The following is a 26,500-nucleotide window of genomic DNA, read 5'->3' on the forward strand; positions in this document are numbered from 1 at the left end:
GTCATTTGAATGACAGACAGTTCAGCATCACAATTGCTAGGCTAGCTTACCCATCAGAATAATCGACGAAAACAGGCGGCGTCGCGCCCGGCGCCATAGGAGACAACGCGATGAAGCACATGTTCGAGGAAGGCCTGGAGCGCCGCGAGGCCAATTATGTCCCGCTGACGCCGGTCGATTTCATCGTCCGCGCGGCGCAAGTCTACGGCGAGCGGCCGGCGGTCATCCATGGGGACATCCGCCGCAACTGGCGCGAGACGTATGAGCGCGCGCGGCGCCTGGCCAGCGCGCTGCGGCAGGTTGGGATCGAGCGTGGCGATACCGTCGCGGCATTGCTGCCGAATATTCCGCCGATGATCGAAGCGCATTTCGGCGTGCCGATGGCCGGCGCTGTGCTCAATACGTTGAATACGCGACTCGATGTGTCGTCGCTGCTGTTCATGCTGCGTCATGGCGAGGCGAAGGCGCTGATCGTCGACACCGAATACGGCGAGTTCGCGCATCGGGCCGCGCTGGAATTTCCCGGCCTGCGCGTGATCAGCGTGGCCGATGCGATGCCCGCCGACGCCGCGCAATTCATCGGCGCAACCGACTACGAAGCGTTCCTCCAATCGGGTGACCCGGAGTTCGCATGGACTCAACCGGCCGACGAGTGGGACGCCATCGCGCTGAATTACACGTCGGGCACGACCGGCGATCCGAAGGGCGTCGTCTACCATCATCGTGGCGCGTATCTGAATGCGCTGAGCAATATCCTCGAATGGGACATGCCCAAACACGCGGTCTACCTATGGACCTTGCCGTTATTTCACTGCAACGGCTGGTGTTTTCCGTGGACCGTCGCCGCGCGCGCCGGCGTTAATGTGTGTCTGCGAAAGTTCGATGCGAAGACCGTGTTCGAACTGATTCGTCGCGAAGGCATCACGCACTATTGCGGCGCGCCGATCGTGCAGAGCGCGCTCGCGAATGCGCCCGCCGAATGGCGCGAGGGCATCACGCACCGCGTCTCGACGATGGTGGCGGGCGCAGCGCCTCCGCCTGCGGTGATCGCGAAAATGAAGGAAATTGGCTTCGATCTGACACATGTGTACGGGTTGACCGAAACCTACGGGCCGGCGGCCGTCTGCGCAAAACAGGAATCGTGGGAATCTCTCGATGACAGCGCGCGTGCCGAATTGAACGCGCGCCAAGGCGTGCGTTATCACTTGCAGGCTGCGGTAACCGTGCTCGATCCCGACACGCTCGCGCCCGTTCCAGCCGACGGCGAAACGCTCGGCGAGATCATGTTCCGCGGCAATATCTGCATGAAGGGCTACTTGAAGAATTCGCGCGCGACCGAAGCGACCTTCCGCGGCGGCTGGTTCCACACCGGCGACCTCGGCGTGCGGATGCCCGACGGCTATATCCGTATTCGCGACCGCAGCAAGGACATCATTATTTCGGGCGGTGAGAACATCTCGAGTATCGAGGTCGAGGACACGCTGTATCGTCACCCGGCGGTATCGGTAGCGGCCGTGGTGGCGATGGCCGATCCGAAGTGGGGCGAAGTGCCGTGCGCGTTCATCGAACTCAGGGAAGGCGCGCAGGTTAGCGAGGAAGAGATCATCGCTCACTGCCGGCTGTTTCTGGCGGGATATAAGTTGCCGAAAGCGGTGCGCTTTGGCGAATTGCCGAAGACGTCGACGGGGAAAATTCAGAAGTTCGAACTACGTGCGCGAATCAAGGCGGAACGAAGCGAATAGGGCACGTTTTTATGTAGCGCGCCTGATGGCGCGCTACCAACGCTAATAAATAAAGCTAATGCTTTTATGTTCTGCCCAGCGTCGCAAGATGCGCGGGCAGATTCCACCGAATTAATTACGCGTTATTTCGCAGAGCCGCACGCTTAACCGCGTGTGTCGACCCAGTGATGCGCCCAATGCGCCGAGTGTCGCAATGCCTGTTCTTCGTTCGGGAAATAGTCGAGCGAATAGAACTGGTAGCGCCCTTCGGTGCGTGCGCTATCTGCGCGTTCGAGCAGCAGGTTGGATGAAAAGCTACCGTCGGGCAAACGATGCGCCGAGGGTTTGACGGCATAGCCGTTGTAATGATGAATATGTTTGTTTGTCATTTTATATTTTAATGATTATTCGAGTGCGAGCCGGCCGTTCGAACCCGTAAAACGAGTATCGCGGACGAGCTGATTCGAGCCATTGCGAGCCGAATCGAAACGCAGTCGGAAAGCGAAAAAAGGGCGTTAAAGCCGGAGGGGAGAATGAGGTGCAACGAGGCGTTTGGCGCTTGGGCTAGCTGCTTGAATACGTGCAGCCAAAAAGCGAATCGCGCCAACTGTGGGAGACAAAAGCTCCGCGAGGGTGTCGCTGCAGCCCGATGTCCGTTGCCGGACACCGAGCCCTTCAAACTTACAGCGGCTTGATGTTAGCCGCTTGCAGACCCTTCGGGCCTTGCTTCGTTTCGAAGCTCACCTTCTGGTTTTCAGCCAGCGTCTTGAAACCGTCGCTGCGAATTTCCGAGAAATGCGCGAACAGGTCGTCGCCGCCCTTGTCCGGGGTGATGAAGCCAAAGCCTTTGCTGTCGTTGAACCACTTAACGGTACCGGTATCCATGAAGAATCCTTGAGGTAAAAATTGAAGAGTTTGCTCGGTGAAAGAGCGCTTGAAGCGTCAAGGAAGGGAGAGGACAACGAATACCGCTGAGGGAGCGAGACATTGATGAACAGCAATCGAACTTCTTGAACTTCGGGTGCCACATTAACCGCGAGGGCATATCAGCGTCAACAGTTAACTTGTAACTGTTTTGCGAGGAGCGGCGGATCGGTCAGGTTTGGAGGGTGTTGGTTGGAAGTGCCAATCCTTTACCAGCGCGCGTTGCGTCGCCTCGCCGTGTTCGGCGGCGAGGCACGCTGAAGGCAAATCACAGCGCAGCGTTATTTTCAGATGCCCACTTTGTGTGCAGTCAGGATCAGGCGTAATCCGAGCGCGGCAACCGCGCTTGCCGCGAGCCGATCGATCCACGCTTTCCATTGCAGATAGACCTCACGCGGACGTTTGCTCGAAAAGCACAGCGCGACAATCGTGTACCAGCCGGCTTCGATCGCGAAAATTGCCGGGGGCAACGCAAAGTAGCACCACATCGGCGGATGCTGCGGAAGCAGCGCTGCGAAAATGCTGCCGTAGTAAACAGCCGTCTTTGGATTGCTGAGTTGCGTACTCAAGCCGATCCAGAACGATTTGCGCGGATTCGCAGCGGAGGCCTGCGCAGCATCGAAAGCGAGCGGCTTGGCTGCGCCGCGCCAGATTTTCGACGCCAGGTAGACCAGATAGATACCGCCCGCGATCTTCAGGCCGACATAGAGCCACTCGACCGTGGCCAGCAACGTATAGAGGCCGAGCAGCGCGATGCCGCTAAAGAACACGCCGCCGATGCCCATGCCAAGCGCCGTAGCGAGCCCGTCGCGGCGCGACAGTCCGATCGCGTTGCGGGCGACGATTACGAAGCTCGGACCCGGACTCATGGCGCCGAGCAGGAGCGCAGCCAGAATGGTAAGGATGGCGGTTGAGGCGGGCATGGTCGTGTCTCCTATGCGCGTGTATGGGGGTGATGTTTGCGTAGTGTATGTAGAAGTATGACGCAGCAGAACACAGGATTGCAGCAGAAGGCTTTGTCCTGCTTCTTCCGTTGACAGTTAGTGCCCGTTCTATCGCCTAGCCGGTACGCCGATAAAGGAATACGAACGGAAAACCCCAATTTGTCATTCAGCGTCCCCTCGCTGCAAACAGAATAAATTGAATGCTAGAATTACTTTCCATACGCTGAAGCCGATGCCTCCTGGCAGCATGAACACAGCATGCGGAGAGGCTGGCAGCAGAAGCGATTCGAGCCAGTCGCCTTAGAATTCTCTTTAATCCAAGATTGACCAGGCCTGATATCCGGGTGCAAGTTTTACGCATCGGGAGTCATATCGCGGGTTCGAATCGCAATCTATTCCGATGAATCATCGCATGAGCTTCGCGTCGTTTAGCGAAGTATTCGTTTGTCTAACGCGAACATAAATAGCAGCGATACCGGTACGTTATGAAAGTGCGAGAAGAACAAGGGTTGCTCGATTTCGATGGCAATGCGCGTGAGCGTCTGGTCGCGTGGATACGCCGGCGTATGGACGACTACGGCATCACGCTCGAGGCACTCGCAGACTCGCTCGAAGCCGATGCGAACGCCGTCCGTGCCGTGATGTATCGCGATGCGTACGGGAATTCGTGGGACGGTCATGGCGATAAACCCGACTGGCTCGCGCGCGCGATTCACGCCGGGCAGAACCTCGATTTCTTCCGTTGCTAAAGCGGTTTTTTCGCGGGTTTTCTGTTGCAGACGGATGGTCTGTCCATCATTCTCGAGGTCCGTTCTGCGTTGATCGTATGCAGGTTCTGTCTTAACATCGGCGGGTCGTTGCCGACGCGGTGCCCATTATTTTCGAACTCGCGCGGCACAGAACTGGAAACTGCATGCCGTACGGTCGTCGAATTTCTCCATCTGAATTTCCTGCTCATCACCTCTTCACGTGGCTTCGCTATATCGCGATATTCGGCCTGCTGTGGCTGACTATCGGCGAGTCTTCTGGTGCGACTCACGAGACGGCGCGGCAATCTTCCGCGCGCGTTGGCAGACAGGTTACGCCATCTGTTGCGCGTAAGTCGCGAGCAAAAATCGAGGCACACGGTAAAGCGAAACGGCCTGGCGTCGGCAAAGCGCGGCGTCGTGTCGCGCACAAACGCAAGCGCGCGACGAGTGCGGTACAGCCCATGCATCACAGCAAGATCACGCCGAAACATCGTCGTCAGGCTGCGCGCATGGTCAACGGGTCACGCGGCGCACGTTCGATAAAGGAGCCGGGCAGTGCGCAACGTGTTGCGCGGCAGCCAGCAGCGGCGTCGCGTGCTTCGGGGCTTCGTCTGCTGGCGCGCTGCGGTTATACGCGGCAATCGCGCGCCTTGCTCCGCGCGCGATCTGTGTATGTCGTCGATGCACGCACGCGCACCGTGCTTACCGAAAAGCAGGCCGAGCAGATAGTACCAATTGCTTCGATATCCAAACTAATGACGGCGGTCGTTTCGCTCGATGCAAAGCATGCGCTGAACGCGCCGCTCGACGTCACCGTCCAGGATCAGGATTTCGACAAATTCACCGGCTCACGGCTGAGTGTCGGCTCGCGATTGTCGCGTCACGACATGCTGCACATTGCGCTGATGTCGTCGGAAAATCGCGCGGCCGCCGCGCTCAGCCGGGATTACGCGGGCGGGCGGCCTGGCTTCGTCGCGGCGATGAATGCGAAAGCGCGTGCGCTGGGCATGCGCCGAACGTCGTTTGTCAACGGCACGGGGTTGTCTGCGCAGAATGTGTCGACCGCGAAGGATCTCTCATTGCTGGTTGCGGCGGCCAGTCGCTATCCGCTGATTCGTGCTTATTCGACGGACCGCTCGCAGATCGTGTTCCCCGGCGGACGCCGCGCGAGCCTGAGTTATCACAATTCGGACGCGCTGGTGCGAGGCGGCGACCGGTCTATCGTGTTGCAGAAAACCGGCTTCATCAACGAGGCGGGACATTGTGTCGTCATGCGGATGATCGTGCACGGCAGGCCGATCGATATCGTCGTGCTCGGCGCGCCGGGGCCGCACGACCACATTGCCGACGTGATCAGGATTCGCGGCTGGCTGCGCTGCTCACTGGCACATTGAGCGGAAAAAGCGCAAAAAAAAGCCCGCGCGAGGCGGGCTTAACTACTCTACTCGGAGTATCGCGATCCAGTCGCTAAACTGAATCGTAGCCAGTGTATGTGAAAGCTATATGAAAGTATAGAAATACCCGGAATAGCTTTCGCCGGCTTCACATCACAGGTCGAAGAAAACGGTTTCCTTGTCGCCCTGCATGTGGATATCGAAGCGATACACGTTGGCGCTGTCCGGCTCGCGACGCGCGATCAGCGTGCCGCGACGTTCCGCCGGAACCGCTGCCAGCACCGGGTCCTGCTCGTTCGCCGAGGTTTCGTCGTCGAAGTAGATGCGCGTAAACGTATGCAGCAGCATGCCGCGCATCGTCAGGATCACGTTGATGTGCGGCGCTTCGTCCGGGTTCGCGCGGCCAGGCTTCACCGTTTCGATGATGAAGCGCTTGTGCGGGTCCGTGCCCGTGCCCATGCGCGCGAAGCCGTGAAAACCGGTCTTCAGGATTTCCTCGCGCGACTGCGGATAGTGGCCGTTGGCGTCCACTTGCGACATCTCGATCATCGCGTCGCCAATCACCTTGCCGTCACCGTCGAACACCTGACCGACGATCGAAATATGCTCGCCAGCCGCTTCGCGGTCGGCCAGAACGGACGTGAACAGGCTCTTGTAGTCGAAATCGTATTGCTGCGGGCACAGACCGTAAGCGAAGTACGGTCCAACCGTTTGCGAAGGCGTTTGCTTGAGAGTGGTCATGGCTTAGCGCTCCATCGGCGTTTCGTTCGGGCCGCGCAGCACGATGTCGAAATCGTAGCCGAGCGCATAGGCCTCTTGCGTGGTGTCGAGCGAGAAATTCGCGATCATGCGTTCACGCGCGCCTTCCGGCGTGCCCTGATAAATCGGGTCGAACGCGAGCAGCGGGTCGCCGGGGAAATACATCTGCGTGACGAGACGCGAGCCGAAGTGATCGCCGAACAGCGAGAAGTGAATATGGTTCGGGCGCCATGCATTCGGATGATTGCCCCACGGATATGCACCCGGCTTGATCGTCAGGAAGCGGTAGCGGCCTTCGTTGTCGGTGATGCAGCGGCCCGCGCCGAGGAAGTTCGGGTCGAGCGGCGCGTCGTGCTGGTCGGCCTTGTGCACATAGCGGCCGGCTGCATTCGCCTGCCAGATTTCGACCAGCGTATTGCGCACCGGGCGGGCGTTTTCGTCGAGCACGCGGCCCGTCACGATGATGCGCTCGCCGAGCGGCTCGCCGTTACGCACGGCGTTTTTCGTCAGATCGTGGTCGAGCGCGCCGAGGTCGTCGGTGCCGTAGACGGGCACGCGCTGGTCGCGCAGTTTCTCTTTCAGGGGGATCAGCGGCAGTTTCGGGCCGCGTTTGGCCGAAGAACCGTAGCTGGGATAGACGTAGTCGGGGTGGGATGGGAAGTCGCGCGGACTGAGCAAGGAATCGTCCATCAGTGTCTCCTTCGAGGAATTGTGGGATAAGGCGTTATGGCTGCGACTGTATCTAACCTGCGCGGTTATGAAAAATGACGTTTTCGCCCGTTTCATATAACCTTCCGTTATGCAACGCAGTCTCGCGGATAGCCGCGTCAAATTTCGCCATCTCCAGTGCTTTCTGGCCGTCGCCCAGTTCGGCAGCGTCCAGCGGGCGGCCGACAGTCTGTCCATCACCCAGCCCGCCGTCTCCAAGACGGTCGCGGAACTCGAAGCGATTCTCGGCGTGAAGCTGTTCGAGCGCGGCCGGCACGGCGCCGTGCCGACCCGCGAGGGTCAGCTTTTCATGCCGCACGCAAGCGCTTGCGTCAGCGCGCTACGCCAGGGCGTCGATCTGCTGGCGCGCGCGGAAGGCGCGGCGGCCGCCACGCTGGAGGTCGGCATTTTGCCGACCGTCGCGGCCGCGCTGATCCCGCCGGTGCTGAAGCAGTTCGCCACGCTGTGGCCGCGCGTGATCGTGCGCCTCGCGACCGGCGCGAATCCGGAATTGCTCGAGCGTCTGAAAGCAGGCACGATCGAATTCGCGGTCGGGCGTCTGGCCGATCCCGAGCGCATGGTCGGCCTCAGCTTCGAACAGTTGTTTACCGAGCCGATGATCGCGGTGGTGAGAGCGGGGCATCCGCTGACGCAGGGTCTCAGCTTGCCGGCGACGTCGCTGGAAGATTTTCCGGTCGTTCTGCCGCCGTTCGGCACGCTGATCCGGCAGTCGGCGGAGAGTTTGCTGAGTGCGTGGGGCGTGCCGCCGTTGTCGGCGTTCGTCGAAGTGTTGTCGGTTTCCACAGGGCGGGCGCTGACGCTCGAAAACGGCGCGGTCTGGTTCGTGCCGTTGAGCGCGGTCGAATATGAGCTGGCGCACGGCATGCTGGTGCGTTTGCCGCTGCCCTTTGCCGGTACTGGCGAGCCGGTCGGGCTGATCCGGCGCTCGGACACGCAACCGTCTCCGGTGGGACGGGCTTTTATCGACGCGGTGCGCGAGGTCGCGCAGCAGCGGATGGCGGCCATCGCGGGCAAGATGGCAGGCAAGGTTGCCGGGAAAGATCAGCGCAAGCGCAGCCGGGCCAGGTCGGCGAGTAGTTGAAGTAGACAGCGGTGGTGCGTGTGCGCCAGCGCGTCCGATTCATCACGCATGAACCATTCAGTACAAAATGAAAGTTGCGAATGCCCTGCTACCCGGTGTACAAACACGGTGCAAAAGCCGTCGGTAGCCGCGTTTGCTGCGGCACACCATGCGTGAACTGCCGTAGGGCAGGTAGATCGACGGTACGCACCGATCATCGGAAACACCGGATTTAGCGTCGAAAGACTGTACAAGGAGATTGCCATGCCCAGCGACTTGCCCACACCAGACGCCGCGCTGCGCGCCGTGTCGGCGCCTGAGCACAATCCGCTCGGCACTGCCGGCCTCGAATTCGTGGAGTTTGCCGCGCGCGATCCGCAGGCGCTCGGCGAAACCTTCGCCAAGCTCGGCTTCAAGGCGGTCGCACGTCATATCAGCAAGGACGTCACGCTCTACCGGCAGGGCGAGATGCAGTTCCTGCTCAACGCGGAACCCGACTCGTTCGCCGCGCGCTATGCAGAGGAATACGGCGCCGGCATTTGTGCAATCGGCATTCGGGTGGCCGACGCGCAGCGCGCGTTCGACCGCGCGATCGAACTCGGCGCGTGGGCGTTCGAAGGCGAGAAACTCGGCATAGGCGAGTTGCTGATTCCGGCGATCCAGGGCATTGGCGATTCGCACATCTATTTCGTCGACCGTTGGCGCGGCCGTGGCGGCCAGCGCGGCGGGCTCGGCGATATCTCGATCTTCGACATCGATTTCCGGCCCATCGAAATCGACACGGCGCACGCCGATCTGAGTCATGCGGGCAACGGCCTCATTGCGGTCGATCATCTGACGCAAACGGTCGGCGAAGGCCGGATGCAGGAATGGATCGACTTCTATCGCGACCTGCTCAATTTCCGCGAGATTCACGAGTTGCACGCGAACTGGCATGTATCGGCGGAATCGCGGGTGATGGTGTCACCGTGCGGCGCGATTCGCGTGCCGCTCTATGAAGAGGGCACGCGCCGGACCAGTCTGATGCACGAGTATTTGCCGGATCATCCGGGCGAAGGCGTGCAGCACATCGCGCTAGCCACCGACGACATCTTCGCGTGTGTCGAGCAGCTACTCGCGAACGGCGTCCAGTTCGTCGAGCCGCCGCCGCGTTATTACGAGCAACTCGACGCGCGTCTGCCGGGTCACGGACTCGACGTGGAACGGCTCAAGCGCACACACGTGCTGGTGGATGGCGAAATTGGCGCGGACGGCGCGCCGTTACTGTTTTTCCAGACCTTCGTGCGCCGCGGAACCGGCGAGATCTTCTTTGAGATCGTGCAACGCAAAGGACATCATGGGTTTGGCGAAGGCAATCTGAGCGCGTTGGCGCGAGCCCGCGAACAGACCGGGACCTGAGTCGGAAACACAGGGCTGCATGCATACGCTGCAGCCCGCGCCCGCGTTATTTCTTCGACGACTCGACCGCGCCCGTGGCGGGCACTTGCGGAATGTCCGCGCTGGTCGCCATCCACAATACTTCGGCGTCTTCTTCGCTGGTTGAAACGGCCGCATGCCCGGTGCGGCTGTCGAAGTACAGGCTGTCTCCCGCGTTCAGATGGGTCGGCGCATATAGCTCCGAATAAAGACACACGCTGCCGCTGATCACATATAGAAATTCTTCGCCTTCGTGGCGGCCCCAGTCGTCGAATGCGTCTAGCGTGTGCGCGGAAATGCGGATGCGAAACGGCAGCATTGCCTTGTGCGCGAGATCGGTCGCCAGCAATTCCATCTGATAGCCGCGGTACGCGTGGCGTTGACCTTCGTTTTTGCGGGTCAGCGCGCGGCGTCCATTCGCGCTGACTTTAGGCGTGGAGCCGAACAACTCGCCAATTTCGATCTTCAATCCGAGGACGATTTTCTGCAGCACGTCGAAAGTGGGGGACATCAGGCCGTTTTCGACTTTCGAGAGCGTGGAGCGCGAGACGCCGCACAGGCGGCTTGCGGTCTCCAGCGTCAGATCCTGCGCCTGGCGCGCGGCGCGCACGCGGCGGCCGAGGTCGGTGGTCGAGGGCTCGGCGGGCTTCGTGAGGTGGGTGTCCATGGGGTTTGCTGCTTGTCCAGTACGCGCTTTTTCGATGGCGGATTGTGTTTCCGATAATAACATCGGCCATCGCGATTGAATCTCTGCAGGAGGCGAGAAAAGGCGTGGTTCGGACCTGCAGCGACCACGCGCTTTTCTCTCATCGGAAACGTTTACCGCTTTACTCGTCTCCGCTATGCCGGCACGTTCACGAAGATCCGCGCGTGTGCGCCGCGGCGAGCACTAAAAGGACACCGCTCCTCACGCGTGGTCCTTGAACAGATCGTTCAGTTGTGAGCCGGGCGCCGCGCCGTCGAAACCGTCAAAGCGGCCTTCGGCCAGCACTTTCGCAGCCTGTATGAAGCCGCCCCACGCCGCGCGGGCCAGCGCGCCGCCGACGCTGATCCGCCGTACGCCGAGCGCGGCCACGTCCTGCAACGTGAATGTCGATGACGAGCCGAGCAACAGGTTGACCGGCTTGGGCGCGACCGCCGCCACCACCGCCTCGATCTGCTCGCGGGTCTGGATGCCGGGCGCGTAGAGGCAATCGGCACCGGCTTCGGCATAGGCCTTGAGCCGCGCAATCGCGTCTTCCAGATCCGGGCGGCCGGCGACGAAATTCTCCGCCCGACCCACCAGCAACGTATCGCCGCCGGTTTCGTCGATCGCACGGCGTGCCGCGCCGAGCCGCGCAACCGCGACATCGATCGGGAAAAGCGGAGCGTCGGCGTCACCGGTCGAGTCTTCGATCGACAAACCCGCCACGCCGGTTCCGACTGCCAGCTTGACGCTTTCGGCGACCTCCGCAGGATCGCGGCCGAAGCCGTTCTCGAAGTCGGCATTGACCGGCAGGTCGGTCGCTTCGACCAGCTCGCGCAGATGCGCGAGGATGGCTTCGCGGGGCAGCGAGTTGTCCGCGTGTCCGGTGGACCATGCAAAGCCGGAACTGGTGGTGGCAAGCGCCTTGAAGCCGAGGGATTCCAGATAGCGGGCGCTGCCCGCATCCCACGGATTGGGCAGCACGAAACAACCGGCACGATGCAATTCACGGAAAGCGGCGCGTTTCTCGGCGGTGGTGCGGGACATGACGTGTCTCCTGGTATGGGCGGAGGCGACGCTCCGCGTGGATCAGGCAACTGCGGTATTGACCACTGGGAAGTCTATTTTCGTATCGAACGCAATGGTTGATGAAAATCGCCGTCGTGTAATGCGCGTTCAGCGTGATGAATTCGACGATGTTCTCATCGAACCATTTTCGGGCGATTAAAAACCACCCGCGCGAGGAGGGAATTTTGCACTGTAAAAGAGTTGAACGCGCAGCAGCAGAGGGTGCAAAAAGAGGGGCTTAAAGCGGGGAGATACGTGAAAAGAGTCGTCAGAAAGCATGCCGAAAAAACATGCTCCAAAAAAACAGAAGCGAGTGCAGGGCTGAAAACCCGCACTCGCCGCACCATCGCGAAACGATGAACTGTCGATCAACCGCCCGTTATTGAGCCGGACTTGCGGCGCCATTACCACCCGTTTGCGACGACCCGGTCGCCGTCGTCCCATAGCCAGTTGTATCCGCTTGTGCCGCGTTTTTCGCCGCGACGCGCGCTTCGGCTGCCTGGATGTCGGCGGGATAGACTGCATCCGTCGCGACAGCGGGCTTGTAGCCCACGTCTTCGAGTTGCTTTAACTGAGCCGTGACCTGTGCACGCGTGAGCGGCTGCTCCGATTGTGCAAACGACACTACCGGCGCCATGACAACGACAGCTAGCGCTACTGCTTTGATCAACGATTTCATGATGCTTCCCTCCGGGATTGTTTTGTCCGGCACTGCGACACTTTCCAGTACCTGTTTACGGAGTCTAGGAAGTGTGCGAGTTGGGGGAAACCATTGGTCAGCTAATTCAGTATTGCTTCAAACAGTAAGTCGGGGCGATGTAATGTGCGCTGTAAAAATACGACGAATCGCGTTAAACGCCTTTGCGCACGTCGACGCGGTAGGCCGTGACCTGGCGGTACGTATCGCCGGGACGTACGATCACCTCTTCCTGCCCGTCCATATTGATCTGATTCGGAAATCCGCCTGCTTCAAGGCACAAACCGGCATGTGTCTGGTACTTGATGCCGCCGCGTCCCGCGTCGCCGTTCAGGAAGTTACCGGAGTAAAACTGTAAGCCGCGCTGATCGGTGAGCACCGTCAATTCGCGGCCGCTGCCCGGATCGTAAGCGCGCGCGACTTCGCGCACCGATGGCGAGCTTTCCGCACCCGTCGCACCGGACGCCTCGCGCAGCACATAACAATGATCGAAGCCGCCGGCTCGCGCCAGTTGCGAATGCGGCCAGTCGAGCCTCGCGCCGATTGGCGCGCTCTGCCGGAAATCGAAAGCGGTGCCCGTGACTTCGGCCAGGTTGCACGGGATCATCGTGGCGTCGACCTCGTAGAACCGGTCGGCGTCGATCGACAACATATGGCCGCGCACGTCCGCGCCCGGCCGCCCCGTCAGGTTGAAGTACGCATGATTGGTCAGATTGAGCGGCGTCGCGGCGTCGGTGATCGCTTCGTATTCGATGGTCAGCGTGCCGTCGTCATCGAGCGAATAACGGACCTGGGTGGTGACGTTGCCCGGAAAACCCGCGTCGCCTTCGGGCGACTCCAGCCGCATCACCAACGCGCCGTTATCTTCGCTCACGTCCCACAGCGCACGATGAAAACCCACCGTGCCGCCGTGCAGCAGGTTGGTGCCTTCGTTGCGGTCGAGCGTGTATTCGATGCCGTCGAGCCGGAAGCGTGCATTGGCAATGCGGTTCGCCCAGCGGCCGATCAGGCCGCCCATGTAAGTGGTCGCCGCCACGTAGTCGGCGGGCGTGTCGTGGCCGAGCAGAATATCGCCGAGACGTCCCGCACGATCCGGCGCGTGCCATGAAACCAGCGTCGCGCCGAGGTCGCTGATGGCGACTTTCATCCCGTGCGCATTACGCAGCGTATAGAGGCGGACGCGATCGCCGCCATGCAATGTGCCCCACGGCTCGGAAGATAGTTGTGCGATGCTGATCATGTCGTCGGTGGGATTAAAAGAGAAAGGGCAGGCTTAACCGGGTGTGGGCGCTGCGGGTGTCGCGGGCGTCGTCGGCGTTGCAGGGGCGTTCGCGCGCTCCTGATATTCGCGCGGCGTACAACCCAGTTCGCGGCGAAATACCGCGTACATGTATTGCAGCGACGTGAAGCCGCAACGAATCGCCACTTCGGCACTCGACGCATCGCGCTTCGCGAGTAGCGCCTTCGCGACGTCGAGCTTATGGCGCAGGATTTCCTGATGCACGGTGCACTTGCGTTCGCGCCGGAAGTACTCTTCGAGCGATGAACGCGACACGCCCACGTAATCCGCTACCTGTTCGGTGCGAATGCCCTGACACGCGTACTGGCGGATGAAATGCCGCGCGCGCATCACATACGGACTCGTCAGCGGCTGATGCTGAGTCGATTCGAGCACGTTGATGCCGACCGGCGGCACCAGAATGCGCCGCCCCGGAAAGCGCGCGCCGTGCAGCATCTGATGCAGGATGTGCGCAGCGGTGCGGCCCATTTCGCCGGTCCCCTGAATCACCGACGAAACCGGAATACGGGTGAGCGTGCGCGTAAGCGGGTCGTTGTCGATGCCGATAATCGCGACTTCTTCCGGTACGGAAATGCCCGCCATCAAGCACGCCTGCAGCAGATGCCGCGCACGCGCGTCGGTCACCGCGATGATGCCGACGGGCTTGGGCAATTGCTGCAACCATGCGGTGAGCTGTTCAATTGCCTGGTTCCACGACGGCGCGCTGGTCGACAGGCCGCGATAGACCTCGGCGTCGATTTGCGCGGCGCTGCGTCCATCGGCGCGGCGCAAGTGCGCGAATGCGAGTTCACGCTGTTGTGCCCAACGGTTTTCCTGCGCCTGCGGCAAGCTGTACAAAGCGAAATGCTCGAGACCCGCGCCGATCAGATGCGTATAGGCGAGTGAAACGAGCTTGCTGTTATCGGTGGCGATATAGGGTAAATCCGGGGGATAGTGCGCCGGATCCTCAAACGACGAACCCACTGCGACCACCGGCAAGCGGCAATCGCGCAGCGCTTCGCCCACGGCGGGATCGTCGAAATCCGCGATGATCCCGTCGCCGTCGAAACGCTCGATACCGGCCAGCCGGCAACGGAAATCTTCTTCGAGAAAAAGGTCCCATGCCACGCGCGTCGACAGCAGGTAGTTGCCGATGCCGGCGATGATCTCGCGGTCGTAGACTTTGTTCGCGTTGAACAGCAGCGCGATCCGGTGGGTCGTCTGTGGAGTTGGCGGGCGGGTCATGGCGATGGGCGGCGCGCGGCGCGTACTGACAGTCAGTACAAACCCGAGCGCCTGTGTCTCCTGTTGGTGGCGCTTTACGCAGCACCGTTTTTTAAGCGTCCGGTTATTCTAGGCTGCGAATCGCGCGACGGGACGAAACAAACGCGCGGGCGGTAAGAAACATCAAGCGTGCTGCGCAATTTCGCAATTGCCTATGCATCTGGCAAGCGGCAGCATGGCGTCACCTTGTCGACCGGTACGATCTTTATCGCGCGAGTTGCGGTGCAGCATGGGACCGGCAGAAAGCGCTAACTCGCGTCGACAGCCTTGCATGGGACGGCAGTAAGCGCTAAAGCGCTAACTCCCGTCGACAGCTTTGCATGGGACGGCAGTAAGCGCTAAAGCGCTAACTCCCGTCGACATAAACGGAGACGCCCATGTCCTACTTCGAGCACATTCCCGAGATTCGTTACGAAGGTCCGCAATCGGATAACCCGCTTGCGTATCGTCATTACGACAAAAACAAACGGGTACTCGGCAAGACGCTCGAAGAACATTTGCGGATTGCCGTGTGCTACTGGCATACGTTCGTGTGGCCGGGTGTCGATATCTTCGGTCACGGAACCTTCACACGACCCTGGCAGCAACCCGGCGATGCGATGGAGCGCGCGCTGCAAAAAGCCGATGCCGCGTTCGAGTTCTTCTCGAAGCTCGGTGCACCGTTCTACACGTTTCACGATACCGATGTCGCGCCCGAAGGCACGAACCTGAGAGACTATAGCGAGAACTTCCTGCGCGTGACCGACTACCTTGATCGCAAGCAGCAGGAGACCGGCATAAAACTGCTATGGGGCACGGCTAATCTGTTTTCACATCCACGGTATGCGGCTGGCGCGGCGACCAGTCCCGACCCGGAAATTTTCGCTTACGCAGCGACCCAGGTGCGTCACGCACTTGAAGCGACACAGCAACTCGGCGGCGCGAATTATGTGTTGTGGGGCGGTCGCGAAGGTTATGACACGCTGCTCAATACCGACCTCGTGCGCGAGCGCAATCAACTCGCGCGCTTCCTGCATATGGTCGTCGAGCACGCGCACAAGATCGGCTTCAAAGGCTCGCTATTGATCGAGCCGAAACCGCAGGAACCGACCAAGCATCAATACGATTACGACGTCGCGAGTGTGCATGGCTTTCTATTGCAATACGGACTCGAGAAAGACATTCGGGTAAACATCGAAGCCAATCACGCGACACTTGCTGGACACTCCTTCCATCACGAAATTGCCACTGCTTATGCGCTGGGTATATTCGGAAGCATCGATGCGAATCGCGGCGATCCGCAAAACGGCTGGGATACGGATCAATTCCCAAATAGTGTCGAAGAACTCACACTGGCTTTCTACGAGATTCTCCGGCACGGCGGGTTTACCACGGGCGGCATGAACTTCGATTCGAAAGTACGGCGCCAGAGCGTCGATCCGGAAGATCTGTTCTACGGCCATGTGGGTGCAATCGATAACCTCGCGCTAGCAGTCGAGCGCGCTGCGGTATTGATCGAAAGCGACCGGCTCGACCGGTTCAAACGTCAGCGATATGCAGGCTGGGATGCGGAGTTCGGCCGCCAGATCATGTCCGGCGACTATTCGTTGTCCACGCTCGCAACCGAAACATTGGCGCGCGGTATCAGTCCGCAGCATGTCAGCGGTCAGCAGGAGCGGATGGAAAACATCGTGAATCAGGCTATTTATAGCGGACGCTGAGAACACGCAGCGTGCGTAATAAAAACGAAGCACCACAAGAAAGCACGCGGACACGTTGATCGCGTGAAACGAGAAGTTTGGGGTTGTCGCCTGTCCGGTTTGTGGCTTGATGCCCAGGCCGTCCAATCCGGTATTCCGGCTATTAGAAAATGGAGAGAGACATGAAATTTGCAAAACGTCGTGCCGTACTGAGTACTCTCGTGAGCGGTGCCGTGCTCGCGAGCCTGAGCCTTGCCGCGCCGCTCGCGCATGCGAGCAAGGACCATCCGGAAATCGGCTTCTGTATCGACGATCTGCGCGTCGAGCGCTGGTCGCGCGATCGTGACTATTTCGTCGCCGCAGCGGAAAAGCTCGGCGCGAAGGTGTCGGTGCAATCCGCCGACGCGAGCGAAGAGCGTCAGGTTTCGCAGATCGAGAACCTGATCTCGCGCGGCGTCGACGTGATCGTGATCGTGCCGTTCAATTCGAAAGCACTCGGCAATGTGGTCGCCGAAGCGAAGAAGGCGGGCATCAAGGTGGTGTCGTACGACCGCCTGATTCTCGACGCCGATGTCGACGCGTATATCTCGTTCGACAACGAAAAGGTCGGCGAAATGCAGGCACAAGGCGTGTACAACGTACAGCCGAAGGGCAACTACTTCCTGCTAGGCGGCGCACCGACCGACAACAACGCGAAGATGCTGCGCGCAGGCCAGTTGAAGATTCTGCAACCGGCTATCGACAAGGGCGACATCAAAGTGGTCGGCCAGCAGTGGGTGCCTGAATGGAGCGCATCGACGGCGCTGCGCATCGCCGAAGATGCACTGACCGCGAACAACAACAAGATCGACGCCATCGTCGCGTCGAACGACGGCACGGCGGGCGGCGCGATCCAGGCGCTGGCCGCGCAGCATCTGGCGGGCAAGGTGCCGGTTTCGGGTCAGGACGCGGACCTCGCGGCCGTCAAGCGCGTGATCGCCGGGACCCAGACGATGACCGTGTACAAACCGCTGAAGCTGATCGCCGGCGAAGCGGCGAAACTCTCGGTGGCGCTTGCCAAGGGCGAAAAGCCTAACTTCAATGCGCAATACGACAACGGCAAGAAGAAGGTCGACACGGTTCTGCTGCAACCTACGTTGCTGACCAAGGCCAACGCCGATATCGTCGTCAAGGACGGTTTCTACACCCAGGCCCAGCTCGCGAGCCAGTAACCGTAACGCGCGTGCGATCAGCCGCGATACGCACTACGCGTATCGCGGCATATTGCGATCTGTCGCAATCGATCGCGCGCCTTGCAGCGAGGCACTTCGAATGACGCAACCTCTGTTGACGATGCGTGGCATCGTCAAAACTTTTTCAGGCGTGAAAGCGCTCGACGGCATCGACCTGACGGTCGCGCCGGGCGAGTGCGTCGGCTTGTGCGGCGAGAACGGCGCAGGCAAATCGACGTTGATGAAAGTGCTGTCCGGCGTGTACCCGCACGGTACCTGGGATGGCGAAATAACCTGGGAAGGCGAAACATTAAAAGCCTCCAGCGTACGCGACACCGAGCGTGCCGGGATCATCATCATTCACCAGGAATTGATGCTGGTGCCGGAGTTGTCGGTCGCGGAGAACATTTTTCTCGGCAATGAAATCACGCTGCCGGGCGGCCGGATGAATTACGCCGCGATGTATCAGCGCGCCGACGAATTGCTGCGCGAACTCGGTATCAGCGGCATCAATGCCGCGCAGCCGGTGATGAACTACGGCGGCGGTCATCAGCAGTTGATCGAGATCGCCAAAGCGCTGAACAAGCGCGCCAAACTGCTGATTCTCGATGAGCCGTCGTCGTCGCTGACGTCGTCGGAGATCGCCATTCTGCTGGACATCGTGCGCGATCTGAAGCGGCGCGGCGTGGCGTGCGTGTATATCTCGCACAAGCTCGACGAAGTGGCCGCCGTGTGCGACACGATCAGCGTGATTCGCGACGGCCGGCATGTCGCGACCGAACCCATGCACTCGCTCACAACCGACCGCATCATCTCGCTGATGGTGGGCCGCGAAATCAAGAACCTGTTCCCACGTGAGCCGCATCCGATCGGCGACGTGATCTTCGAAGCGCGCAACGTCACCTGTTTCGACGTCACCAATCCGCGCCGCAAGCGCGTGAACGATGTGTCGTTCTCGCTGCGGCGCGGCGAGATTCTGGGTGTCGCCGGTCTGGTCGGCGCGGGTCGCACGGAACTGATGCAGGCGATCTTCGGCGCGTATCCCGGTGTGAGCGAAGCGACGGTCGTGCTGGAAGGCAAGCCGCAAAAAATTCGCGCGCCGATCGACGCGATTCGCGCGGGCATCGGCATGGTGCCGGAAGATCGCAAACGTCATGGCATCGTGCCGGGCCTGAGCGTCGGGCACAACATCACGCTGGCGGTGTTGCAGCGTTTTGCGAAAGGTGGACGGATCGACTCCGCCGCCGAACTCGACACGATTCACACGGAAATGAAGCGGCTGTCGGTGCGCGCCGCAACACCGATGCTGTCGATTGCGAGCCTGTCGGGCGGCAATCAGCAGAAGGCCGTGCTGACCCGCATGCTGCTGACCGATCCGAAGGTGCTGATCCTCGACGAGCCTACACGCGGCGTCGATGTCGGCGCAAAGTATGAAATCTACAAACTGATTTTCCAGCTGGCACAGCGCGGCATGTCGATCGTGATGGTGTCGTCCGAATTGCCCGAAGTGCTCGGCATCAGCGATCGCGTGCTGGTGATCGGCGAGGGCGAATTGCGCGGTGACTTCGCCAACGACGGCCTCACGCAAGAGGACATTCTCAGCGCGGCAATCCGCCCCGTGCAGCCATTCCCGAACCCAACCGCAGCGAGTGCCGCATGACCCCCGACGTTACTACCCAACGCGCCGACGCGACTGCTCCCCGAGGCGCATTCGGCAGTTCGCAGCGCATCCAGCAACTGTTCGCGCGCTACAAGATTCTCGCGCTCTTGATCGCCGTGGCCGTGATCTGGATTTTCTTTTCCGCGCTGACGCATGGCGCGTTCGTCACGCCGCGCAATCTGTCGAACCTGCTGCGGCAAATGTCGATCACCGGCATGCTCGCGTGCGGCATGGTGTTCGTGATCATCGCGGGCGAAATCGATCTCTCCGTCGGCTCGCTGCTCGGTCTGCTCGGCGGCGTCGCGGCGATTCTCGATGTGAACCGGCACTGGCCGATCGGCGTCACGGTGCCTGTCGTGATGCTGCTCGGCGTGCTGGTCGGCATGTTCAACGGGTGGTGGTCGACCTACCGCCGCGTACCGTCGTTCATCGTCGGGCTCGGCGGCATGCTCGCGTATCGCGGCATTCTGCTCGGCGTGACCGGCGGTTCGACGATCGCGCCGGTCTCGGACGATTTCGTATTCATCGGACAAGGCTACCTGCCGCGTCTCGCGGGCGATTCGCTGGCGGTCGTGTTGTTCCTGCTGCTCGCGTTCCTGACGGTACGTCAGCGGCAAAACCGCGAGCGTTATCAATTGCGCGTGGTGCCGGTCTGGCAGGACGTCGCGAAAGTGGTCGGCGCGGGCGCGATTCTGGCGGGCTTCGTCGCGACGCTTGACCGTTACGGCGGCATTCCCGTGCCGGTTCTGCTGCTGCTCGCACTGCTCGGTATTTTCACGTGGATCGCGACGCAAACCGTGTTCGGCCGCCGCATTTACGCGGTCGGTTCCAATCTCGAAGCGACGCGTCTGTCGGGCGTCAACACGAACCGCGTGAAGCTCGCGATCTTCGCGCTGATGGGGCTGATGTGCGCGTTCGCCGGGATCATCAACACGGCGCGGCTCGCGGCCGGCTCGCCGTCGGCGGGATCGATGGGCGAACTCGATGCCATCGCCGCGTGCTTTATCGGCGGAACCTCGATGCGCGGCGGCTCCGGCACCGTGTACGGGGCGCTGATCGGCGCGCTGGTGATGGCGAGCCTCGACAACGGCATGTCGATGCTCGACGTCGACGCGTACTGGCAGATGATCGTGAAGGGCGGCATTCTCGTGCTGGCCGTGTGGATCGACGTCGTGTCGGGATCGAACCGCCGCTGATCGAATGAAGTAAACGACGGTGCGTTGGCACGAAACCGGGGCCGACGCACCGCGCGATTTAATGAAACGCCCCGCGATTTAAGTCCTTCCGCACCAATCGCCTCATCCCCCGTCCCAAGCCCGCTCGGCCTGAGCGCGCGAATTTAAGTCTCCCGCGCCTTCAGCCGTCTTATTACCATTCCGAAGAAACAGCGCGACGCAATTCATTGCGCGCGCCTGGCACAGCTTTCCTGCTCTCGCGAAAGCGGATCGAGTCACGTCATGTTGAAGCGCAGAACTCTCCTGCTCGGCGGCGCCGGCGCTTTAGGCGCGCTGCTGGTCGGCTGGTCGGTGCTGCCGCCGGGTCAGCGTTTGACCACCTCGACGCCGCTGCCCGCAGAGGGCACGCAGGCCGCGCTGAACGGCTGGGTCAAGATCGCCGCCGACAACAGCGTGACGATCATGATGTGCAAGGCGGAAATGGGGCAGGGCATTCACACGGGGCTCGCCATGCTGCTCGCCGAGGAACTGGACGCGGACTGGTCGCAGGTGCGCGTCGAAGATTCGCCGATCGACAATATCTACAACAGCGTGCAGAGCATTATCGACGACCTGCCGTTTCGTCCCGACGACGACAGCCTGGTCAAGCGCACGACGGTCTGGTTCACCCGCAAAGCCGTGCGCGAGGCGGGCACGATGATGACCGGCGGGTCGTCGAGCATCAACGATCTGTGGACGCCGATGCGCGAAGCCGGCGCGTCGGCGCGCGCAATGCTGATCGGCGCGGCGGCCGAGCAATGGCACGTACGCGCCGACGAATGCCGCGCCGAAAGCGGCCACGTATTGCATGCGTCGGGCCACAAAGCGAGCTTCGGCGAGTTGTCGTCGATGGCCGCGCAACAGGCACTGCCGCGCCACGTCACGCTGAAAAATCCCGCCGATTTCAAGCTGATCGGCAAGCCGGTGCGCCGCCTCGAAGCGGCGTCGAAGATCAACGGCACGGCGCGTTTCGGCATCGACGTGCTGCCCGATGGGCTGCTGTATGCCAGCGTCGTGATGTGCCCGACCTTGGGCGGCGCGGTCGCGCATTTCGACGCGATACCGGCTGCCGCGCTGCCGGGTTTCATCAAGGCGTTCGCCGTGCCGCCGTTCGGTGGCGGAACGGGCGGCGTCGCGGTCATTGCGGACAACCCGTTTCGCGCGATGAACGCCGTCAGCGCGATCAACGTGGAGTGGGCGAACGGCGCGGCGTCGGCAGTATCGAGCGCGGACGTGGATCAGCGGCTCACCAGGGCGCTCGACGACAACGACGGTCACGCGTACTTTCATCGGGGCAATGTCGATGCCGCGATGACCGGCGCGGCGCGTACCGTCACCGCCGACTATCACGCGCCGTACCTCGCGCATGGCGCGGTCGAGCCGGTCAATTGCACGGTGCAGGTCGCGGACGGCGCGGCGACGGTCTGGGTGTCGACGCAAGTGCCCGCGCTCGCGCGTCAGCATGTGGCGAAAGCGCTGGACATCGACGCCGATAAGGTCGACGTGCAAACGCAATTGTTGGGCGGTGCGTTCGGGCGTCGGCTGGAACTCGATTTCATCGCGCAGGCTGCGGTGATTGCGCGCGAGGGCGGCGGCCGTCCGGTGCAGACCATCTGGTCGCGGGCGCAGGATTTCACTCATGACTTTTACCGTCCCGCCTGCGTGTCGAGGCTGACGGCGGGGTTCGATGCGGGCGGCAAGCTGGTTGCGTGGCGCAGCACGTCGGCGAGTCAGGCGATCGTGCCGGAAGCGCTCGCGCGCTATTACGGCGTGCCGCGCATTCCGATCGACAAAACCACCTGCGAAGGCGCATTCGATCAACCGTACGAATGGCCCGCCGCGCGGGTTGCGCACAAGATCGTCGAATTGCCGGTGCCGGTCGGTTTCTGGCGCTCGGTCGGCCATTCGCACCAGGCGTTTTTCACCGAGAGTTTCACCGATGAACTCGCCGTCGCGACCGGCCAGGATCCGATTGCGTTTCGCGTGGCGCTACTCGCGCAGCATCCGCGGCATGTGGCGGTGTTAAAGCGTGTTGCTGCGCTGTCGGGCTGGGGGCATCCGTTGACGCATGCCGCCGACGGCGCTCCGCGAGCGCGCGGTGTTGCGCTGCACGAGGCGTTCGGCAGCGTCGTCGCGCAGGTGGCGGAAGTGTCGATCGGGCCGGATAAGAAGATTCGCGTGCACCGGGTCGTGTGCGTGATCGATTGCGGTTTGCCGGTGAATCCGAACCTGATCCGGCAGCAGATGGAGAGCGGGATCGTGTTCGGTCTTTCGACCGCGCTGCAGGATGAAATCACGATTGTCGGCGGCCAGGTGCAGCAGAAAAACTTCGTGGATTTCCCGGTCGTGCGCATGAACGATTGTCCGGTGATCGAAACCGACATCATGCCGAGTCAGATGCATCCGCAGGGTGTCGGCGAACCGGGCGTGCCGCCGGTTGCGCCAGCGGTTGCGAACGCGGTATTCGCGCTGACGGGCAAGCGCTTGCGCAGCTTGCCGCTGAAGCTTGCATAAGCGCTGGAAGATTCAAGGCGACTGAAAAATAGCCACTCAGGAGACAAGCATGGGATCGCTCAATATCAACGGACGGGCCGTCGCCGTGCAGGCCGACCCGGACATGCCGCTGTTATGGGTGCTGCGTTGCGACCTCGGCATGACCGGCACCAAGTTCGGCTGCGGCGTGGGGATTTGCGGCGCGTGCACGATTCATCTGGACGGCGCCGCGTGCCTCGCCTGTCAGACGCTGATGTCGAGTCTGCATACGCAGAAGATCACGACCATCGAAGGCGTACAGGGCCCTGAAGCACAGGCGCTCAAAGCCGCGTGGATCGACCTCGACGTGGTGCAGTGCGGCTATTGCCAGAGCGCTCAACTGATGGCGGCGAGCGCGCTGCTCAAACAAAAACCGCATCCCACTGACGCGGATATCGACGCGGCCATGAGCCATATTGTGTGCCGTTGCGGCACGTATCCGCGAGTGCGGGCGGCGATTCACCAGGCGGCGGGGAATCGGCCGCCCGGCTAAACCCGCTCAATTCGCCAGCATTTCCACGACAGCAACCACCGCTGTGAAGATGCCGATGCAGCCGCCCAAAGAAACTACGCCGCGCATGAAATCCGACATACGTGCCCCCGAAAGTGCGTGATTGGTGGCTCGTATTTAATCGGAATTGAAAGCTAAAAGAAAGCTTTTCAAAAACAATTTGTCGGCCAGTCAGGGCGCTTTTGCGGGTGTCGCGGCTGCTGTGGTTGGCGCGGTTGGCGGTGTTGTCGTCGGCGACGAAATTGAAGCCGAAGCCGGAACACTCTTCGCGGAAGCCGCCGCCGCACCCTGCGCATCCGTCTCCCAGCCGCCACCCAGCGCGAGGAACAGATTCACCTGATCGACCGCCACCTGGCCTTCCGCTGCCGCCACTTGCGATTTCGCCGATGTCAGCGTGCGCGTCGCGTCCAGATCGGAGATGAACGACTCGCGTCCCGCCAGATACAGCCGGTGCGTTTCATCCGCCGATTCACTCGCCGACTTCACCGCCGCGCGCAGCGATTCGGCGCGCGCATAGTCGGATGCGTAAGTGGCGAGATTGGTTTCGGTTTCGCGCAGTGCGGTCAACACCACGCCGTCGAACTTGGCGAGCGCGACGTTGCTCGACGCCTCCGCCTCGCGCACGCGGCCGCGCGCGCCGTTGGTCGGGAAATTCCAGTTGAGCAGCGGACCGAACGCCCAGCGCGCGGTCGGCAAGGTCGGGATGTCTTCGAGAATCCCCGTATATCCCGCCGATGCCCCGAAGCTGATGGTCGGATACAGCGCGCCAGTCGCCACGCCAATGCGTGCCGTCGACGCCGCCAGTTGGCGCTCGGCCTCGCGCACGTCCGGACGGCGCTTGAGCAGCCCGGCACCGTCGCCGACCGGAATCGGCTGATGAATTTGCGGCAGCCGGTCGCAAGCCAGCACGGCCGGCGGCAGGCTCGACGGCGCGCGTGCGAGCAGCGCGGCGAGCCGGTATTGCGCGATCTTGCGGCGTGCCGTGTAGCGCGGAATATCGGCGGTCAAGGTATCGACCTGAGTCTGGCCGCGCGTCACGTCGGGCTGATTGCCACGGCCCGCATCCCGCAGACGGCGCGACACATCCACGCGCTGCTTCTGCAACGCGAGCGATTGCTGCGCGATCCGCAGTTCTTCGGCAGCCGAACATTCCTCGACGTAAGAGCGCACCACGTCCGCGACCACGGTGATTCGCGCGAGATCGCCCGCGGCCTGGACCGATTCGGTGTCCGCCTGCGCCGCTTCTACGCCGCGCCGCAGCTTGCCGAACAGATCGAATTCGTACGAGATGCTGATGCCGAAGTTGCCTTCGTTGGCGACCGGCAGCTTCTCGAACAACAGGTATTGTTCCGCCGATTCCTGCGCGCGCTCGACCGCCGCCGACGCGCTGCCGGAAAAGCCGCCCTGCGCCTGCGCAACACCCAGCGCCTCACGCGAGCGCGCGAGATTCGCGGCGGCGACGCGCAGGTCGGTGTTCGATTGCAGCGCCTCGTCGACGAGACTGTTCAGCACCGGATCGTCGTACATCTTCCACCAGACGGCCGGCACGTTCGCGTGCGAAGTCAGCGCGGTGTCGGCGCCGTCGATCGGGCCGTTGGCGAGCGGCGCGTTGATCAGCGCCTGCTGCGGCAGCGCGTAGTTCGGGCCGACGGTCGTGCAGCCGTTCAGCGCAACGGCCAGCGGCAAAAGTGGCAGAAGCGGCAGCCACGGCAATGAGGGCAGGGAGCGCGACAGCTTCATTGCGATGCGCCCGAAGTAACGGTAGCTGCCGAAGCAGGCTGCGCGGAGGAGGCCGAAGGAGTCACCGGGCTAGCCGAAGCCGAACCTGCTGACGACCCTGAAGCAGCAGCCGACGCCCCCGACGCATCCACTGTGCCCAACGCCTCCGGCGTCGCCCGCCGTTTCACCGGCGACAGATCTCGCACCGACACCGTCGCCGTGCGTCCGGCGATCATCCGGAAGTCGGCCGGCACTTCGTCGAGCGCGACCCGCACCGGAATCCGTTGCGCGAGCCGCACCCAGCTGAACGCCGGATTCACGTTCGGCAGCAGATTCGTGCCCTGCGTCCGGTCACGGTCTTCGATACCGGCGACGATGCTCTGCACGTGCCCGCGCAGCGGCGTCGGCTCGCCCATCACCGAGATATCGACCGGCTGGCCGATATCGATGCCGCGCAACTTGGTTTCCTCGAAATACCCGTCGACGCGGAACGAATGCATGTCCACGACCGCGACCACCGCGCGTCCCGCCGACACGAATTCGCCCGCACGCGGCGCACGATCGTTCAGATAGCCGTCGACCGGACTCATGATCGTCGCGCGCTGCAGGTTCAGTTTCGCGGTGTCGATCGCGACGTTGGCGTCGGCGAGCGCGGCTTCACCGGCTTCGACACGCGAGCGGCTTTCTTCCGCGACTTCGGCGGCGACCAGGTTGCCGAGCTTGCGGTTACGCGCATCTTCACGACGCGCCTGATCGAGCGTCGCGCGACGCTGCTGCGCGGTGGCCTGCGCCTGGCGCAGCGCCAGCGTGTAGCGCGCCTGATCGATGACGAACAGCACCTGGCCCTGCCTGACCTGCTGATTGTCGACCACTTCGACCGACGAGATCAGCCCCGAGATATCCGGCGCGACCTGGATGACGTCGGCTCGGACGTGTCCGTCGCGGGTCCACGGCGCGAACATGTAATAGGCGACCAGCTTCCACAGCACGAGGGCTGCCACCACGACGACGATCAGCGTCAGCAGAATCTGACCGAGAGAGAACCAGGTTTTTTTCACGTTATTAGTCTGTGCGAAACAACAACGACAAGGCCCAGCACCAGCACATAGATGCCGAGATCGAAGATGGAGCGATGCCAGACGAGCCGGTAGAAACCGACGCGCGCCAGCACCGTGCGGATAACCAGGTTGATCAGATAGGCGATCAGCATCAGCACGAGAATGGCCGGTACGAACACGCCGAAGATATCGATTTCACCGATCATC

25 protein-coding genes are annotated in these 26,500 nt (G+C 61.8%); 12 read left to right on the forward strand and 13 right to left on the reverse strand.

What is annotated here, in order from left to right; genetic code table 11:
• Positions 1-110 precede the first annotated feature (110 nt).
• Entirely contained in the window at positions 111-1,742 is a 1,632-nt protein-coding gene (locus tag ABH945_RS21965; RefSeq protein ID WP_429251883.1) for an acyl-CoA synthetase, read from the forward strand.
• Positions 1,743-1,885: 143 nt separating this feature from the next.
• Here ABH945_RS21965 and ABH945_RS21970 read toward each other — a convergent pair whose 3' ends face one another.
• The 3 genes from ABH945_RS21970 to ABH945_RS21980 all read right to left on the reverse strand — a co-directional run bounded on the left by ABH945_RS21970 (position 1,886) and on the right by ABH945_RS21980 (position 3,568).
• Positions 1,886-2,110, reverse strand: coding sequence for a hypothetical protein (locus ABH945_RS21970; RefSeq protein WP_074766934.1), 225 nt, complete (start codon positions 2,108-2,110; stop codon positions 1,886-1,888).
• A 292-nt stretch (positions 2,111-2,402) separates the two neighbouring features.
• Complete coding sequence (locus ABH945_RS21975; protein ID WP_028225987.1) at positions 2,403-2,606, reverse strand: cold-shock protein; 204 nt, start codon at positions 2,604-2,606, stop codon at positions 2,403-2,405.
• Positions 2,607-2,932: 326 nt separating this feature from the next.
• Positions 2,933-3,568, reverse strand: a complete 636-nt coding sequence (locus ABH945_RS21980) for a LysE family translocator (protein ID WP_429251884.1) — start codon at positions 3,566-3,568, stop codon at positions 2,933-2,935.
• A gap of 506 nt (positions 3,569-4,074) precedes the next feature.
• Between ABH945_RS21980 and ABH945_RS21985 the strand changes: the two genes are divergently transcribed.
• Both ABH945_RS21985 and ABH945_RS21990 read left to right on the forward strand, forming a co-directional pair.
• Positions 4,075-4,338 (forward strand): H-NS family nucleoid-associated regulatory protein, encoded by a 264-nt coding sequence (locus ABH945_RS21985; protein ID WP_074766940.1) that lies wholly within the window; start codon positions 4,075-4,077, stop codon positions 4,336-4,338.
• 164 nt (positions 4,339-4,502) lie between these two features.
• Positions 4,503-5,732: a serine hydrolase gene (locus tag ABH945_RS21990; protein WP_429251885.1), complete on the forward strand. Its 1,230-nt coding sequence runs from the start codon at positions 4,503-4,505 to the stop codon at positions 5,730-5,732.
• A gap of 153 nt (positions 5,733-5,885) precedes the next feature.
• Here ABH945_RS21990 and pcaG read toward each other — a convergent pair whose 3' ends face one another.
• Both pcaG and pcaH read right to left on the reverse strand, forming a co-directional pair.
• Positions 5,886-6,473: a protocatechuate 3,4-dioxygenase subunit alpha gene (gene pcaG, locus ABH945_RS21995; protein ID WP_074766945.1), complete on the reverse strand. Its 588-nt coding sequence runs from the start codon at positions 6,471-6,473 to the stop codon at positions 5,886-5,888.
• Positions 6,474-6,476: 3 nt separating this feature from the next.
• The gene (pcaH, locus tag ABH945_RS22000; protein WP_074766947.1) at positions 6,477-7,181 is read right to left on the reverse strand and encodes a protocatechuate 3,4-dioxygenase subunit beta; all 705 of its coding nucleotides are present in this window, start codon (positions 7,179-7,181) and stop codon (positions 6,477-6,479) included.
• Between the two features lie 109 nt (positions 7,182-7,290).
• Here pcaH and pcaQ point away from each other — a divergent pair, with 109 nt between their 5' ends.
• A complete protein-coding gene (gene pcaQ / locus ABH945_RS22005) occupies positions 7,291-8,301 on the forward strand; it encodes a pca operon transcription factor PcaQ (RefSeq protein ID WP_074766949.1) in 1,011 nt (336 codons plus the stop codon).
• A gap of 243 nt (positions 8,302-8,544) precedes the next feature.
• Positions 8,545-9,678 (forward strand): 4-hydroxyphenylpyruvate dioxygenase, encoded by a 1,134-nt coding sequence (hppD, locus tag ABH945_RS22010; protein ID WP_429251886.1) that lies wholly within the window; start codon positions 8,545-8,547, stop codon positions 9,676-9,678.
• Between the two features lie 46 nt (positions 9,679-9,724).
• On the opposite strand, the gene ABH945_RS22015 is transcribed toward hppD, so the two are convergent.
• Complete coding sequence (locus tag ABH945_RS22015) at positions 9,725-10,363, reverse strand: helix-turn-helix domain-containing protein (protein WP_429251887.1); 639 nt, start codon at positions 10,361-10,363, stop codon at positions 9,725-9,727.
• Positions 10,364-10,603: 240 nt separating this feature from the next.
• Positions 10,604-11,428, reverse strand: coding sequence for an isocitrate lyase/PEP mutase family protein (locus ABH945_RS22020; protein WP_429251888.1), 825 nt, complete (start codon positions 11,426-11,428; stop codon positions 10,604-10,606).
• A 37-nt stretch (positions 11,429-11,465) separates the two neighbouring features.
• Here ABH945_RS22020 and ABH945_RS22025 point away from each other — a divergent pair, with 37 nt between their 5' ends.
• Positions 11,466-11,609 (forward strand): hypothetical protein, encoded by a 144-nt coding sequence (locus tag ABH945_RS22025; RefSeq protein WP_429251889.1) that lies wholly within the window; start codon positions 11,466-11,468, stop codon positions 11,607-11,609.
• Positions 11,610-11,828: 219 nt separating this feature from the next.
• Here ABH945_RS22025 and ABH945_RS22030 read toward each other — a convergent pair whose 3' ends face one another.
• From ABH945_RS22030 to ABH945_RS22040, 3 genes are all read right to left on the reverse strand, one after another.
• Positions 11,829-12,128 carry a DUF4148 domain-containing protein gene (locus tag ABH945_RS22030; RefSeq protein ID WP_429251890.1) on the reverse strand — a complete coding sequence of 100 codons (300 nt, stop codon included), beginning with the start codon at positions 12,126-12,128 and terminating at the stop codon, positions 11,829-11,831.
• A gap of 172 nt (positions 12,129-12,300) precedes the next feature.
• On the reverse strand, positions 12,301-13,386 hold the full coding sequence (locus ABH945_RS22035) for an aldose epimerase family protein (protein WP_429251891.1): 1,086 nt from the start codon (positions 13,384-13,386) through the stop codon (positions 12,301-12,303).
• Between the two features lie 33 nt (positions 13,387-13,419).
• Positions 13,420-14,670, reverse strand: a complete 1,251-nt coding sequence (locus tag ABH945_RS22040; RefSeq protein WP_429251892.1) for a XylR family transcriptional regulator — start codon at positions 14,668-14,670, stop codon at positions 13,420-13,422.
• A gap of 416 nt (positions 14,671-15,086) precedes the next feature.
• Between ABH945_RS22040 and xylA the strand changes: the two genes are divergently transcribed.
• The 6 genes from xylA (at position 15,087) to ABH945_RS22070 (ending at position 23,498) form a co-directional block, all read left to right on the forward strand.
• The gene (xylA, locus tag ABH945_RS22045) at positions 15,087-16,409 is read left to right on the forward strand and encodes a xylose isomerase (protein ID WP_429251893.1); all 1,323 of its coding nucleotides are present in this window, start codon (positions 15,087-15,089) and stop codon (positions 16,407-16,409) included.
• 161 nt (positions 16,410-16,570) lie between these two features.
• Positions 16,571-17,599 (forward strand): D-xylose ABC transporter substrate-binding protein, encoded by a 1,029-nt coding sequence (xylF, locus tag ABH945_RS22050; protein ID WP_074766966.1) that lies wholly within the window; start codon positions 16,571-16,573, stop codon positions 17,597-17,599.
• Positions 17,600-17,699: 100 nt separating this feature from the next.
• Positions 17,700-19,259, forward strand: a complete 1,560-nt coding sequence (gene xylG, locus ABH945_RS22055; RefSeq protein ID WP_429251894.1) for a D-xylose ABC transporter ATP-binding protein — start codon at positions 17,700-17,702, stop codon at positions 19,257-19,259.
• Entirely contained in the window at positions 19,256-20,455 is a 1,200-nt protein-coding gene (locus ABH945_RS22060) for a sugar ABC transporter permease (RefSeq protein WP_074766970.1), read from the forward strand. Before xylG ends, ABH945_RS22060 begins: the two co-directional genes overlap by 4 nt.
• Positions 20,456-20,716: 261 nt before the next feature.
• Positions 20,717-22,987, forward strand: coding sequence for a molybdopterin cofactor-binding domain-containing protein (locus ABH945_RS22065; protein WP_429251895.1), 2,271 nt, complete (start codon positions 20,717-20,719; stop codon positions 22,985-22,987).
• Positions 22,988-23,036: 49 nt separating this feature from the next.
• Entirely contained in the window at positions 23,037-23,498 is a 462-nt protein-coding gene (locus tag ABH945_RS22070) for a (2Fe-2S)-binding protein (protein WP_429251896.1), read from the forward strand.
• Positions 23,499-23,687: 189 nt separating this feature from the next.
• Here the strand turns inward: ABH945_RS22070 and ABH945_RS22075 are convergent, their stop codons facing one another.
• The 3 genes from ABH945_RS22075 to ABH945_RS22085 are packed head-to-tail and all read right to left on the reverse strand — an operon-like array spanning position 23,688 to position 26,499.
• Positions 23,688-25,256 (reverse strand): efflux transporter outer membrane subunit, encoded by a 1,569-nt coding sequence (locus ABH945_RS22075; protein WP_429251897.1) that lies wholly within the window; start codon positions 25,254-25,256, stop codon positions 23,688-23,690.
• Positions 25,253-26,293 carry an efflux RND transporter periplasmic adaptor subunit gene (locus ABH945_RS22080; protein ID WP_074766978.1) on the reverse strand — a complete coding sequence of 347 codons (1,041 nt, stop codon included), beginning with the start codon at positions 26,291-26,293 and terminating at the stop codon, positions 25,253-25,255. The genes ABH945_RS22075 and ABH945_RS22080 overlap by 4 nt, the downstream gene beginning before the upstream one ends.
• A complete protein-coding gene (locus ABH945_RS22085; RefSeq protein WP_074766980.1) occupies positions 26,290-26,499 on the reverse strand; it encodes a DUF1656 domain-containing protein in 210 nt (69 codons plus the stop codon). The genes ABH945_RS22080 and ABH945_RS22085 overlap by 4 nt, the downstream gene beginning before the upstream one ends.
• Position 26,500 lies beyond the last annotated feature (1 nt).

Origin of the sequence: Paraburkholderia sp. GAS333 (genome assembly GCF_050435665.1) — a bacterium.
In the GTDB taxonomy this organism is placed as follows: domain Bacteria; phylum Pseudomonadota; class Gammaproteobacteria; order Burkholderiales; family Burkholderiaceae; genus Paraburkholderia; species Paraburkholderia fungorum_A.

Coding starts and splice junctions, on each gene's coding strand:
- ABH945_RS21965 (WP_429251883.1), top strand. CDS start 111: ATGAAGCACATGTTCGAGGAAGGCCTGGAGCGCCGCGAGGCCAATTAT.
- ABH945_RS21970 (WP_074766934.1), bottom strand. CDS start 2,110: ATGACAAACAAACATATTCATCATTACAACGGCTATGCCGTCAAACCC.
- ABH945_RS21975 (WP_028225987.1), bottom strand. CDS start 2,606: ATGGATACCGGTACCGTTAAGTGGTTCAACGACAGCAAAGGCTTTGGC.
- ABH945_RS21980 (WP_429251884.1), bottom strand. CDS start 3,568: ATGCCCGCCTCAACCGCCATCCTTACCATTCTGGCTGCGCTCCTGCTC.
- ABH945_RS21985 (WP_074766940.1), top strand. CDS start 4,075: ATGAAAGTGCGAGAAGAACAAGGGTTGCTCGATTTCGATGGCAATGCG.
- ABH945_RS21990 (WP_429251885.1), top strand. CDS start 4,503: ATGCCGTACGGTCGTCGAATTTCTCCATCTGAATTTCCTGCTCATCAC.
- pcaG (WP_074766945.1), bottom strand. CDS start 6,473: ATGACCACTCTCAAGCAAACGCCTTCGCAAACGGTTGGACCGTACTTC.
- pcaH (WP_074766947.1), bottom strand. CDS start 7,181: ATGGACGATTCCTTGCTCAGTCCGCGCGACTTCCCATCCCACCCCGAC.
- pcaQ (WP_074766949.1), top strand. CDS start 7,291: ATGCAACGCAGTCTCGCGGATAGCCGCGTCAAATTTCGCCATCTCCAG.
- hppD (WP_429251886.1), top strand. CDS start 8,545: ATGCCCAGCGACTTGCCCACACCAGACGCCGCGCTGCGCGCCGTGTCG.
- ABH945_RS22015 (WP_429251887.1), bottom strand. CDS start 10,363: ATGGACACCCACCTCACGAAGCCCGCCGAGCCCTCGACCACCGACCTC.
- ABH945_RS22020 (WP_429251888.1), bottom strand. CDS start 11,428: ATGTCCCGCACCACCGCCGAGAAACGCGCCGCTTTCCGTGAATTGCAT.
- ABH945_RS22030 (WP_429251890.1), bottom strand. CDS start 12,128: ATGAAATCGTTGATCAAAGCAGTAGCGCTAGCTGTCGTTGTCATGGCG.
- ABH945_RS22035 (WP_429251891.1), bottom strand. CDS start 13,386: ATGATCAGCATCGCACAACTATCTTCCGAGCCGTGGGGCACATTGCAT.
- ABH945_RS22040 (WP_429251892.1), bottom strand. CDS start 14,670: ATGACCCGCCCGCCAACTCCACAGACGACCCACCGGATCGCGCTGCTG.
- xylA (WP_429251893.1), top strand. CDS start 15,087: ATGTCCTACTTCGAGCACATTCCCGAGATTCGTTACGAAGGTCCGCAA.
- xylF (WP_074766966.1), top strand. CDS start 16,571: ATGAAATTTGCAAAACGTCGTGCCGTACTGAGTACTCTCGTGAGCGGT.
- xylG (WP_429251894.1), top strand. CDS start 17,700: ATGACGCAACCTCTGTTGACGATGCGTGGCATCGTCAAAACTTTTTCA.
- ABH945_RS22060 (WP_074766970.1), top strand. CDS start 19,256: ATGACCCCCGACGTTACTACCCAACGCGCCGACGCGACTGCTCCCCGA.
- ABH945_RS22065 (WP_429251895.1), top strand. CDS start 20,717: ATGTTGAAGCGCAGAACTCTCCTGCTCGGCGGCGCCGGCGCTTTAGGC.
- ABH945_RS22070 (WP_429251896.1), top strand. CDS start 23,037: ATGGGATCGCTCAATATCAACGGACGGGCCGTCGCCGTGCAGGCCGAC.
- ABH945_RS22075 (WP_429251897.1), bottom strand. CDS start 25,256: ATGAAGCTGTCGCGCTCCCTGCCCTCATTGCCGTGGCTGCCGCTTCTG.
- ABH945_RS22085 (WP_074766980.1), bottom strand. CDS start 26,499: ATGATCGGTGAAATCGATATCTTCGGCGTGTTCGTACCGGCCATTCTC.